Source organism: Micromonospora pisi (genome assembly GCF_003633685.1).
GTDB classification, from domain to species: Bacteria; Actinomycetota; Actinomycetes; order Mycobacteriales; family Micromonosporaceae; genus Micromonospora_G; species Micromonospora_G pisi.
Genome location: NZ_RBKT01000001.1, coordinates 6,291,517 through 6,304,412, shown reverse-complemented (window position 1 = coordinate 6,304,412; position 12,896 = coordinate 6,291,517). Strand labels below are relative to the sequence as shown.

The following is a 12,896-nucleotide window of genomic DNA, read 5'->3' as shown; positions in this document are numbered from 1 at the left end:
TCCCGGCCCGCGACCGTGTCAGACTGCCGGCTCTGACGGCTCCACCTGGTAGAAGCCGTCACCGTCGAGGTACCGGGCGGTCAGGATGTCGTGCATGACCGTGCTCTCCTGCTCGTGCACCAGGTAGACGCGCATCGGGTAGGTCCAGTCGTCCACGGAACGATGGATCTGCCCACCGGGCTGGACGTTCAACGCCAACGTGTGGAAACTGTCCAGCCCGCGCAACTGCTCCATTTTTGGGTAATCGAGAAGGGTGCCCGACGCCGGCGCCACCATGTTGACCAGCCCGGCATGCCGGATCAGCGAATACTCGCTGGTGGCCGCCGAGTGGAGGTCGACGGCGCCGGTGTACACGTCAACGGTCCAGTCCAGTTGGCTCACGCCGATCGCGGCCTTCACCGGGATGTGCAGGTCCGCCCCGCAGGCACGCGCGGCCGTCTCGATCAGCCGTGGCCCCTGGGGGGTCAGCTTCAGCTCGGTGTGCGCCGGCCCGTGGCGCAGCCCGAGCGCGTCGAGCACCCGGAACGTGTAGTCGGCCAGCGGGTCCTGCTCGAGCCCGTGCCGGGGCAGCAACTGGGCGCTGCCACCCAGATCGCGCACACCGTTGGCGGTGATGTGGTGCATTTTCCAGATGTCGGTGACGCGATGGTTGCCGTCGAGACTGACCGTGTTGACGATGTACTCGCCCCCGACCAGGTACTCCTGGGCCAGGACCGCGTTGTTGCGGGCTCCCAGCGCGCTGTCGGTGCCGAGTAGCGCGCTGAAGGCGGACTTGAGGTCGTCAGCGTCGGCACAGAAATGGATGCCGTCGTTGCCCGCACTGCGAACCGGCTTCAGCACCACTCGGCCACCGAATCCGGCGTACCAGTCGAGGAGCGTGTCCAGGTCGGAAACCAGCATCTGCCCGGCGGTGGGCACACCGGCCGCCCGAACCGTCTCGAGCATGCGGTACTTGTCGCGGCGGGCGCTGCCCAGCGCGGTGCCGTTGCTGCGCAGCCCGAGCCGCTCACTGAGGATGTCGGCGAGCTCGACACCGCTCTCGGTGCCCGGGATCAGGCAGGCGGGCGCGTGCCGCTCCACGGCCGCGGCAGTGGCGGCAACGTCACCGTCGTGCACGATGTCGGCGATGAAGTCACCCGCCTGGAAACTGCGCCCGTAGACCGGATGCGGATTCGCAACGCTGCGGACGTGCACGCAGCGGAAACCACGCTCCCGGAAGATCGGGGCAAGGTCGCGGGCGCTCGAGTAGGCGTCGACTATCACCACGATGTCGCTGGTCAATGTAGCTCCAATCCGGTGTGCCAGGCGAGGAAGGCGAGTGTGTCCGCGGCGAGCGCGGCCATCCGCGTCGTCGAACGGCCCTTGTGGCCCGCTTCTGGTTCACTGCGCAACAGGATCAGCCCCTCGCCGGCGGTGGCGAACTGCAGCGCGGCGCACATCTTGCGGGCGTGCATCGGGTCGACGCGAACATCGTTGGCGGAGACGGTGAACAGCACGGCGGGATACGGAGTGCCCTCACGGACCTGGTGGTACGGGGAGTAACCGAGCAGCCAGCCCAGTTCCTCGGGGTGTTGAGCGGAACCGTACTCGGATACCCAGAGGCCGCCCATCCCCACCGTCTCGTACCGGACCATGTCGAGCAACGGCGCCTCACACACCACCGCGCGGTACAGGTCCGGCCGCTGCACCAGCGCGCCCCCGACGAGCAGCCCGCCGTTGGACCCGCCGTACGCCCCGAGCTGGGCCGGGGTGGTCCAGCCACCGTCGATCAGGGCCTGCGCGGCGGCGTGGAAATCGTCGAACACCCGCTGCTTGTTCTCGCGCATTCCGGCCCGGTGCCAGTCCTCCCCCTCTTCCCCACCGCCCCGGAGGTTCGTCACGACGTAGACGCCGCCAGCCTCCACCCAGGCCAGGATCGACGGGTCGTACGCCGGAACCTGCGACGAGCCGAAGCCGCCGTAGCCGAACAGCACGGTCGGCCGGGGGCCGGTACGGTCCAGCGGCTCGACGATCAGCATGCGGACCGTCGTGCCGTCGGCTGATCGGTAGCTCACTTGCGAGCTGAGTACCCGCGGCACGGGCACCGCACCGGGGGCGGTCGCCCACAGGCCGGTGCTGCCATCGCGGGCGTCGTACCGCAGGATCGCGCCCGGTGAGGTGCCGTCGGTGTACGAGAACCACACCTCGTGGCCACCCTCAGGCCGTTCGAAGAGGCCGCCGATCGATCCGGTGCCGGGCGTCGGGACGGTGCCCAGCCGCTCACCGGTTTCCAGATCGTGCACGGTGATCTCGTTGACGGCGTGCCGCGTCCAGCCCACCACGAGCAGCGGCCGGTCGAGTTCCGGACCGTCCAGGATGGCGAAGTCGGTGAGCACCGCCTCGGGATCTTCGGACACCAGGTCTCGCCACGCCTCGTAGCGCAGGTCCGCCGGGGAGGCGACACAGAGCCGCGAGCGGGGTGCGTCCCGGTCGGTGAACAGGTACGCCCGGCCGTCGCGCCACATGTACACCCCGGTGTCCGCGTCGACACCCACCTGAACGGGACGCAGCTGTGGTGCCTCCGGGCCGGCCACGGTGAGGTCACCCAGCCACACGTCGCTGCGGTTCTCGGTGCCCTGTGACGCGCCGAGGCTCAGCCAGTGGCCGTCGACGCTGACCAGGATCCCGTAATCGGTGGTGTCGGGCATTCCGTCGCCGAACACCACGACGTCGTCCCGGTCCGGATCCGTGCCCACCCGGTGCAGGTGCACCCGGCGGGACGTGTCCCCGGGCCGCCGGCGGACGTAGTAGTAGGCGGTGCCGTCCGGCAGCCAGGCGAGGGCGCCGTGCCGTACCCCGCCGATCGGGCCTTCCAGAGCCGTGCCGGTGGCGACGTCCACCACGTACAGGAACGATTCCTCGTCGCCGCCCCGGGAGGTCTTGTACGCGAGCCGGTCACCCAATGGGGCCACGTACCACGATTCGAGGACGGTGAGGCCGGACGGATCGAGGAGCAACGGATCGAGGAGCACCCGCTCCGCCCCGGACGGATCCACGGTCAGCAGCACGGGGCGTTCGGCATCGGGCATCCGGCGGATGAAGAACCGGTGCTCTCCCCGCCAGACCGGAGCGCTGACCGTACCGGTTCCCAGCAGCGTGGTGATTCGGCGGCGCACCGCCGCCCGTCCCGGTAGCCGGCTCAGCACCTCCTCGCAGAGCTGATCCTGGGCAACCAGCCAGGAACGGCTCTGCTCGCTCTGGGCGTCCTCCAGCCAGCGGTACGGATCCGCCACCTTGTACCCATGCAGCAGATCGATCCGGTCATCCCGGTGGGCCGGGGGGTATTTCCTGGTCAACACTCACTCCTGGGGAATTCGCCGGTAGTGGTGACACCCGGTCACGTCGTTCCGCCTGGTTCGGACCGGTGATCGGGCAGCGACCGGAAGCGGCCTCCGGCGAAGACCAGCGGACCGTGCCCGTCGTCCGGCTCGGCGATGGCGAAGGAGAGCACCCGGGCCAGCACAATGGAGTGGTCACCGGCGGTGATGAGCCGCTCGACCCGGCACTCGAGCCAGGCATGCCCCTCCTCCAGCAGCGGCGCGCCGGTCTCCTTGCCCTGCCGCCAGGCATGCCCGTCGAACTGGGCCTGCCCCAACGCACGGTTCCGGTCTGCGAAGTGCACCGCGGTGTTCCGCTGCGCGGCCGACAGGATGGTGATGCCCAACGGCGAGTCGGCCTCGAGGAACGTGTGCAGCCGCGCGGTGCGGTCGACGCAGATCGACACGAGCGCCGGGTCGAGGGAGACGGTGACGAACGAGTTCACCGTGGCGGCGTGCGGGACCAGGCTTTTGACGGTGGAGACGACGGTGACTCCGGTGGCGAAGGTGCGCCCGGCGGCCCGGACCAGCCCGGCCCGCGGTTCCGCCTCCGCCTCCGCGTCGCTGCCGGCCGGCGCCGGTTCAGGCCGTGCGGGGACGGCCGTGGTCACCGGCACCCCTGTGCCGAACCGGCGGGACGCGACCTGGCCGATCAGTGCCGAGATCAGGGCCGTGCCGGCGCCCAGCAGCAGGAGCACGGTGAACGAGCGGTGCGGCGGGCCGACCGCGGTGAGGCCCAGGAACAGCAGCACGCTTACCGTCACGCCGGCGAAGGTGCCCAGGGTGAACAGGCCGGACGCCCGGCCCGCCCGTTCGACCGGTTCGTCGGCCAGGATCCTCGCCTGGAACACCACCGCGAACACCTGGCCCGCGAGCAGCATGGTGGAGCTCGCGAGCACCGCGATCCAGGCGGTCGTCACGAAGGTCATGCCCACCAGCGACACCGCCACGGCCACCGCGGCGAGGATTCCCGGGCGCAGCCCGTGACTGCGGCTCACCCGCCCGGCGAGCGTGGCGCCGATCACCGCCCCGACGCCGTTCGCCAGGTTGATCACGCTGAGCCAGGTGGCGCCGCCGCCGAGGTAGTTCCGCGCGACCACGTTCGGATAGAGGTTGATGACCCCCGCCCCGGCGTTGAGCGCGAAGACGGCAGCCAGCAGCCACCTGCTGCTGGTGGCGAGCCGGGCGCGACCCGTGCCCGTGGTCGCGTCGTCCGGCGAGCCGGCGCCGGCCGGGTGGACCGGCGCCGGCGGCAGCCGTACGAGCAGTAGCGCGGACACCACGAAGGTCACGATGTCCAGCGTGATCAGTGTCGGCAGGTTGCTGATCTGCAACATCAAGGGCGCCGAAGCGGTGCCCAGGATGAACATGATCCAGTCGATCCGGGACACCGCGGCGAGCGCTGCGGGCATCCCGTCGGTCGGCAGGGTCTGCCGCAGGTAGGCCGTCTGCGATGCGGTGAACAGCGGCGTCAGCAGGCTCAGCACGGCCATCGCGGTGATGGTCGCCCCGGTGGTAATGGTGCCCCCGGCGAGGGTGGTGGCGAGCAGGATGCACAGCGACAGGGCGCGCAGGACGTCCAGCCCGATCAGCGTGCGCCGGGTGTCCCACCGGTCGGCGAGCGGGGCCAGTATCCGCGAACCCACGAGGACCGGCAGATACACCAGAGCGATCGCGGTGGTGAGTAGCGCCGCGGAACCGTGGCTCTGGTTGTAGGCGAAGTAGACCACTCCGGTGCGGAACAGCCAGTTGCCGAACTGGCTGACCGCGTATGCCGACAACAACATCCGAAGCGGGCGTACTCTCCCCGGCGCGGTGGGCAGGACCTCGGCGTGCATCAGATCGCCGCGGTGCCCGGCGTCTTGGCCACCTGCTCGCGCAGGTCGGCGACCTCGGCGGCGTCCGCGCCGCGTTGCGCGGCGAGTTCGACGTCGGCCAGAGCGCCGGCCGTGTCACCGAGTTCGTGGCGCAGCAACGCCCGGTTGTAGACGTAGTCCGGGTCGTCGGAGAGACGCACGGCGGCGTCGAGGCACTCGAGAGACTCCGCTTTTCGCCCACCGGTGTGCAGCACGTGTGCCAGGTTGTTCCATGCCTCGGTGAGCTTGCCGTTGTGGGTGAGCGCCGTGCGCAGGCTTTCCTCCGCCTCCTGGGCACGCCCGAGCTCCAGCAGGGTCAGGCCACGGTTGGTCCAGGCGAGAGCGTTGCGGGGGTCGTGGTAGACGGCCGCGTCCAGGCTCTGCTGGGCTTCGGCGAACCGGCCCTGCTTCAGCTGGAGGATGCCAAGTCCCAGATGGGCGCGCGCCTCGCCGGGATTCAGCTCCACGACCCGCCGGAAATCGGCCTCCGCAGCGGCCGAGTCACCCATGCGCACGTACATCTGCGCGCGGTTGAGGTGTGCCTCGTAGTACGGCGGGCACAGGGCGATGGCCCGCTCGTAGTACTCGAGGGCCTCATCGAACCGGTCGGTGCGCTGGAGCATGTTGGCGAGATCGTTCGCGTATTCCCCGTAGTTTGGGTCGAGCGCGATGGTCTGCTGATACACCTCGTACGCCTTGGTGTAGTCCTTGAGCATCTCGTGGATCTGGGCGGTGTTGTAGACCAGGATCGACTGGTGCAGCGCGAACCGGTCGTCGCCGTAGATCTCGTGCATCCGGTCCATGCCGTCGGTGCACAGTTTGAGTGCCTCGTCCATGCGCTTCTGCCGCGCCCGAATGTACGCCAGTGCGTTCTCCGCGAACACCTTGATGTACTCGTACTTCGGGTGGTCGCGGAATTCGGTACTGATCTTCTCGAGGTTCAGCAGAGCGAAACGCTCGGCCGTGACGAGATCCGGGGGCGACTGGTACCGGCCATGCGCCATGCTCTGTGAATAGAGCACGGTCGGGGTGTACAGGCTGTGCGGGAAGTGCTGGTAGAACGTGTCCAGGTAGGAGATCGACACATGCGCCAGGCCGAGTGAGTACAGCACGAACGCCATGCGGAGATAGACCAGGTTGTGCGTCTGTCCCCCGCCGGGCAATGTGCGCAGCTGCGAGTTCGCCCAGAACCGGGAGAACAGATCGAACCAGGTGTTGTAGAGGCCGATCTCCTGCAACGAGATCGACAGCGGTGCGAGGGCGACCACCTGGTCAGAGGCGTCCCGCAGGCTGAGGTGGTGGACCGGGTGCAGGACCTCCTGCTGCTGGTCGGCCAGCTCGGCGATGACCTCCCGGTGCATCCGCTCGCGGGCACCCTCGTCGTAGGTCTCGTAGTTGCGCCGCGCGATCGAGTCGTCGTCGGCGCAGTGGCCCCGGACGTACTCCTGGAGCAGGTCGTACCGGCGGCGTTCGCCGAGCACGCTCAGGTACAGGTCGATGTGGGTCTCGAAGGTCAGGTAGCCGGGCAGCGACACCTTGACCTCGGCGCAGCGCAGCAGCGCCGACAGGCGAGCCGGACGGCCCTGCGACAGCCGCCACAGGTTGTCGAGCTGCTTCGGCGCGGGCGACTCGAATCCCCAGGACTCGATGAGTTCGCGCGCCTCGGGACGTGAGAGCGCCGGAAGCGAGACCTGAACGCTGTGCTCGGCCAAGCCGACGTCGAGATCGCCGTTGACCAGCAGCACGATTTTCAGATGCCGGCCCAGGGTACGGCGCTGGGCCATGATGTCCAGGAATTGCGTCACGGTCGGTGACAGCTGGTCGGCGTTGTCGATGATCAGCGTGCAGGTCTGCCCAGTGGTGGCCAGATAGCTGTCGAGGAATTCGTAGACGCCGTTGAGCAGCTTGCCCTGGTAATCGTGGTAGTAGAAGCGGGTCCGCTCGTCCCGGCTCGCCACGCCGGTGAGGTCCTTGGGCATCCGGAACGCCGGTGACTGCCGGTGCGGGAAGATGCGCTTGAGCGACTGCTCGGCGGCGGACACCAGGTCGGGGTGGTTCGTCTCGGCGGTGGCGATCGCGTGATCGACCAGTGGTTGCAGGCCGGCCAGATATCCGTGCGTCAGCCGGTTGCCGTCCGCGGTCAGGATCAGGTGTCCGGGCCGGCGGTCCGGCTCCGAGTCGCGCCAGGCGCGCACCGTGTCGAGCTTGCCGCTGCCGTCCGGGGAGGTGACCGCGAGGAACAGCGCGCCACCGGGATTCTCCGAATCCAGGTGGCCATGAGCCTCGTTCAATGCCGCGAAGAAACTGCGGCGCACGCGGGAATGAGTAAAGGTCATGTCGGATCTCCTGATATTCGGGAACCTTTTCCCAGGCTAGAATGGGGGACCACGCATCGCGGGCCCCCCATTCAATTTGCCTTAGCTGGCAACGTACGGAGTGGTGGTGCGGACGGTCTCCTGCTTCTCGGCAACCTTGACCTTCATTGTTTTCACCTCCTGCCATGAATCGTCGAATCCACCGTGGAGTGGATTCACTGGTGCCTAGTATGGGGTCGACCAGAGGGAGTGTCAACAAGGCATTGAGCAGGACTTATCCGCGCATCCGGAGCTTACTGACATTGACAGGAATTTGCCTATGTGATGAGCGACATAGATCATTGCAAACCGGCAACGGATCCCGTATGGGAAGCTGCGCAATGCGGCATGAGTGCGATTGAAATAGCTCCCGGGATCGAATCGACGGATACCCGACTACCACTAAAACAGATTGACATGCATAAATTACGCATGATAGGCTCTCGCCACTGCCGTCAGAGCAGAGCCTGCTCGACTGCTCGGCGGAACGCAGCGGTGTGATCCACCGGAGCGTCGCCCGCCCGCCCAGGGACGTGATGGGAGAACCGGGCCGCGTTCGCGTCGGCCATGTGCCGCCAGCCGCGCAGTGACATCCGTTCGGTAAGCGGGCTGCCGTCGATCGTGGTCACGCAGACGAACGGCACACCCCCGGCAGTGCCGAGCGGACGCAGGCCGTGCCCGGCGCACCACGAGCGCAGGCCGTCGTCCATCTCGAACCGGACGCGATTGAACACCCGCCCGTCCGCGGCGGTGAGCGCGGCTGTCAGCCGGCGCAGTTGGTCGAGCGACTGCGCTCCGCTCTCCGCGACGGCGAGGGCGGCATGGACCGGTTCCAGCCGGGGAACCTCCCGTCGCACGAGCACGATGCCGGCGCCGACGCACAGGCCGAGGTGCTTGTGCGTCGGCGCCACGACAACATCCGCCGCGACCAGCAGGGATGAGGTCAGGCAGGTGCCGAGTGACTGGGCGGCGTCGACGAGGACGGTCCGGCCGGCGCCGCCACCCAGCGGGTCGACCGCGCCCGTCACCGGCGACACATGGGTACGGAACTCCCACGTCGCCTCCGGATCGTCGGCTGGCAGGACGGCGGCGTACGGCGCGTAGTGCTGCGACCGGAGGCCCCGGCTGCCGATCCGGTGTCCCGCCCGGGTGGCGGCCCACCACACGGCGAGCAGGCCTGCGGTGGTGTTGTGGGTGAGGTACCCGATGAACCGGTCGGCGCCGAGATCCCGGACAAGCGTCTCCGTCGCCGTACGGCGCAGCCGGGCCGCCGCCGCGAAGTAGTGCCGGTCGCCGTCCTTCTCCTGGAGCGCTGGATGCAGCGCGGCGGCATCCAGCGTGCTCATGACGGGCCTACCGGAACCCGTGCCCGGGCGACCGCCGCAAGCAACATGGCGGCGACGCTCGTGTCCTCGGCGGCCACCCGGCTGATGTGACCGGCGTACTCCAGGCCGGGCAGGCCGTCACCCACTACGACGCCCCGATCCGCCTCGGCGAGCAGGATCTGATCGTTCGCGTCGTTACCGAAGGCAACCACCGGCCCGTGCACAGCCGGCAGGATCACCGACAGCGCAAGTTCCTTGGTGGCGCCGGTCGACGTCACGTCGAGGACCCCGCCGGCGTGCGGGAACAACTCCAGCCCGGGACCGGCCAGATCACGCAACCCGTTCAGCAGCGTCTCGTTACCGGCGCTGTCGACGGCCAGCTTGATCGCTCCGTGCCATTCGGGCTCCTCACCGGCCGTCAGGTCGATCCGGTCCGGGTAGCTCATCCACGGGAACCCGCCCCCGCGGACCTGGAACCGGTCGCCGAAATCCACCCAGTAACCGATGCCCGCGCGGTCGAGGTGGGCCACGAGCGCGCGGAGCCGGTCGGCGGGCAGCTGGATCCGCCGCTGCACGGTGCCGCCGGCGACATGGACCCCGCCGTTGCAGCAGAGCAGCTCCGCGCGGTCGGCAAGTGGACCGACCAGTGCGCGGACCCCGCGCGGTGCCCGCGAGGTGGCGAGCACGAGCCGGATGTCGTCGCGCGCCGCGATCTCGTTCAGCGCCGCGGACACCGCTGGGCCGGGCGGCCGGTTCTCGAAGGCCAGGGTGCCGTCGAGATCGGCGACCAGAACAAGGTCACCGGCCGGTTCCGGCCGGTGACGCGACCGCAGCAGCCCCTCGGCGAGCAGTCGCGGCACCACCTGCTCACCGAAGACCGATCCGAGACGTACGCCGTCCGCAGCGTAATCGGCGTCGATCCAGGCGACCTCGTCGATCTCCTCCGCAGGCCGGGCGGTGCCATCGGCCTCAGCAAGATAGACCCGAATACGCACGTCCGTCGCGGTCTCCAGCGCCGAGCCGGCGGTGTACTCGCCCCACGGCTCGGCGGCGCGCAGAGTGAGCCCGGTCTCCTCACGCAGTTCGCGAGCGAGGGCCTCCGCATCGGTCTCGCCCGGCTCCGGTTTGCCGCCCGGCGAGATGAAAATCGGGGTGCCGCGTTTGCGAACCACCAGGAGAAGGCCACCGCGGAGAACGACCGCGGCGACCTTCACGATGGTGTTGCTCACGCGGCCACCGGCTCGCGCTCGTCCGCGCCGGGCATGAGGAGGCTGCGTCCGGTCAGGAAACCGATGATGTCGCGCGAGAGCTCCTCCTTGGCCATCAGGTACGCCAGGATCGTCTCGTCCGACGGGGTGGTGAAGCTGTCCGCGAAGATCGAGACTCCCTCCAACGACTTGGTGGAGAGGCCGAGCTGGAGCAACCGGTACTTGACGTCGTGCTCCGAGGTGGCGAACTCGTAGATCGGGCTGCGGTACTCCAGGCCGTACTCGGCGATGAACTTGTCGAAGTACGCCCGGGCGACCATCCGCTGCTCTGGGAACTCCTGCTGGTAGGCGGCGATGCCGTCGTTCACCAGCGTGATGCCGTTGCGCAGACAGTAATCGATGACGTGCGCGTGGATGGCGATCTTCTCGCCGAGCAGGACCAGGTTCTTCTCGTACTTGAGAATGTCCTCCTCGATCGACTCGATGGCGATCGAACGGAACGCCCCGCTGATGTCCTGCACCACGTGCGTCACCACCAGGTCGCCGAAGCGGGCCCGCAGTTCCTGAACACGCAGGCCCAGCGCCTCACGGCGCAGCGAGCAGCCGCTGTTGGCAGTGAACAGGTGCACCGGGATGCCCTGGAGCATCAGGCTGGACGCCGCGAGAGTGCTGTCCCGCCCTCCGGTGAACATGACGAGCTGAGGGGCCGGCGAGTCGTAGGTCATCTTGGGTCCTCCGTGAGACGTGCTAGCTCCGCGTCACCGCTGTGGGGACGAGGGGACGGGCGAGATGGAGCAGGGCGGCGGCGGCTGACGACGAACGCCGCCAGGCCGCCGATCACCAGGAAGGCTGCGGAGACGAACATGCCCAACGCAGTGTCGGTCGCCTGTCCTGGTGCGGGTACTACCTCGGTGGCGGTGGCCAGGGCGAGCCCAAGCGCGCCACCGATGTTCTGGCACATGACAAGAAGACCGGAGGCCACGCCGCGATGAACGGCAGCGACGTCGTCCACCGCGCCGATCGAGGCGGCGGGGTAGCACATGGCGACGCCAACGCCGATTACCACGATCGCCGTGAGGATGCCGGTGGCGTAGGAACGGTCCATTCCGACCAACCCGAGGTAGGCGAGGCCACCGGTGATCAAGACCATGCCGGCCAACAGCACCCGTGCCGCGCCGATCCGGGTGACCAGGCGGGCGCCGAGGGCCGCGGCAGCCGCGTTGGCGATGCTCTGTGGCACCAGCGCCAGCCCGGCGTCGAACGCGTCGTAGCCCCGGTCGGTCTGCAGGGACAGGCTGATCAGGTACATCGAGGTGACGATGCCAGCGAAGACCGCGGCCAGCGCCAGGCAGTAGGCGATCACCCGGCGGGAACGGAGCACGTCGACCGGGATGAGGCGACCGGTGCGGGTGGTGCGGTGCCGGTAGAAGAGGGCGCAGGCGGTGGCACCGGCAAGCTGGAGCGCGATCCACATCGGAGCGGTGGTGCCGACGCCACCCACCGCGCTCACCAGCAGCATCAGCGCGACGGTGAGGGAGAACGCGCCGGCGATGTCGGCCTTGCCCTCGGCGTCGACGTCGGCCGGCGCCAGCCGCAGGGTCACCAGCAGCACCACGATGGTGAGCGGGAGGTAGAGCAGGAAGCTGAGACGCCAGCCGAGGTCCGCGACGACCAGGCCGGGCACCACCAGGCCCAACGAGAAACCGACCGAACCCATCGCGCTGAAGATGCCGATCGCCCGGTTCCGCTTCGGCCCGGGCGACAGGCCGGTGGTGATCAGCGCGAGGGCCGCCGGAGTGCTCAGCGCCGCTCCCGCGCCCTGGATCACCCGGCCGAGGACGAGCGTCCAGCTGCCGGCCGCGGCGGCGCACACGACGCAGCCGAGGCTGAACAGCAGAATCCCGGCCTGGAACACGCGGCGCTTGTCACGGATGTCGACCAGGCGCCCGGCCACCGGCAGGAACGCGGCGTAGGCGACCAGGAACGAACCGGCGACGAGTTGGAGCTGTGTGCCGGTGAGCCCCATGTCGTCGCGAATGGCGCCGACCTGCACGTTGATGCTCGACGAACTCATGCCCTCCACGAGGAGCGCCGAGCAGATTGCCAGCGTCATCAGTAAGGACAACGTCGGCGCATCGGAATGCGGCCGGATATTTCCGGTCATGATTGTAGGATTTCCTTTGTCCTATGCTGGGCCGGCATGGGCACCGAAGGAAGCCACCGGGCCGGTTTTCTGATCGGTGACATCATTGCCGTGGACAAAGCCCGGATATTCCACGGCAAGCCGAGCTCACGGCGTCAGTGACGGGATTACACCCCTCCCTGCTAGCCGTGAGTATGCCCGGCGCTGACACAAAGTATCACTACCTTGGTCAAGTTTGATATCCCCTTCGTCCGGCCATCCCCGTCGCGTCGGACACAGTGGAGGTTGACCTGCGTAGATGCTGCCGGCGGACCGGGAAGGCCGACGGGCCCCGGGTTGCCGGAGGTGCCTCGGCGCCGCGACCGGTGGGCCGGCGTGGGGCTCGCGTGGGTTCATCGTGCCGGGCGGGATCGCGGGTGTTGGGTACCCATCAGAGCCCCGTACCGCACGAAGACCCGTCGCACAGGCTGTGAGCTGGGAATTCTCGGCTCGGGCTGACGATCACCCGTACGGTCGGCGTTGCTCTACCTGGCCATGACCCATCTGTTCAACGAAGCAGGGTGTCGATCCCGGCGACCGCAGCGTTGCTGGTCCTCGCGCTGCGGCATGCGGCTGCGCTGCGCCACCGACAGGCCCGGAGCCGGCCGCGACTGT

The 12,896-nt window shown here is 68.6% G+C and carries 8 protein-coding genes; all 8 read right to left on the bottom strand.

The genetic code is table 11. The features are described from left to right. Positions 1-18: 18 nt before the first annotated feature. The 8 genes from BDK92_RS27115 to BDK92_RS27080 all read right to left on the bottom strand — a co-directional run bounded on the left by BDK92_RS27115 (position 19) and on the right by BDK92_RS27080 (position 12,212). The gene (locus BDK92_RS27115; protein WP_211349381.1) at positions 19-1,281 is read right to left on the bottom strand and encodes an ATP-grasp domain-containing protein; all 1,263 of its coding nucleotides are present in this window, start codon (positions 1,279-1,281) and stop codon (positions 19-21) included. Next, a complete protein-coding gene (locus BDK92_RS27110) occupies positions 1,278-3,335 on the bottom strand; it encodes a prolyl oligopeptidase family serine peptidase (RefSeq protein ID WP_121162625.1) in 2,058 nt (685 codons plus the stop codon). The genes BDK92_RS27115 and BDK92_RS27110 overlap by 4 nt, the downstream gene beginning before the upstream one ends. 41 nt (positions 3,336-3,376) lie before the next feature. Continuing rightward, a complete protein-coding gene (locus BDK92_RS39755) occupies positions 3,377-5,143 on the bottom strand; it encodes an MFS transporter (RefSeq protein ID WP_211349380.1) in 1,767 nt (588 codons plus the stop codon). 50 nt (positions 5,144-5,193) lie between these two features. Then, positions 5,194-7,548 carry a tetratricopeptide repeat protein gene (locus tag BDK92_RS27100; RefSeq protein WP_147457126.1) on the bottom strand — a complete coding sequence of 785 codons (2,355 nt, stop codon included), beginning with the start codon at positions 7,546-7,548 and terminating at the stop codon, positions 5,194-5,196. A 473-nt stretch (positions 7,549-8,021) separates the two neighbouring features. Further along, positions 8,022-8,912 (bottom strand): DUF6024 family protein, encoded by an 891-nt coding sequence (locus BDK92_RS27095; RefSeq protein ID WP_121159233.1) that lies wholly within the window; start codon positions 8,910-8,912, stop codon positions 8,022-8,024. Then, positions 8,909-10,120, bottom strand: coding sequence for an NUDIX domain-containing protein (locus BDK92_RS27090; RefSeq protein ID WP_121159232.1), 1,212 nt, complete (start codon positions 10,118-10,120; stop codon positions 8,909-8,911). The genes BDK92_RS27095 and BDK92_RS27090 overlap by 4 nt, the downstream gene beginning before the upstream one ends. Further along, complete coding sequence (locus BDK92_RS27085) at positions 10,117-10,824, bottom strand: hypothetical protein (RefSeq protein WP_211349379.1); 708 nt, start codon at positions 10,822-10,824, stop codon at positions 10,117-10,119. The genes BDK92_RS27090 and BDK92_RS27085 overlap by 4 nt, the downstream gene beginning before the upstream one ends. After that, positions 10,821-12,212 (bottom strand): MFS transporter, encoded by a 1,392-nt coding sequence (locus tag BDK92_RS27080; protein ID WP_170208691.1) that lies wholly within the window; start codon positions 12,210-12,212, stop codon positions 10,821-10,823. Before BDK92_RS27080 ends, BDK92_RS27085 begins: the two co-directional genes overlap by 4 nt. Positions 12,213-12,896 lie beyond the last annotated feature (684 nt).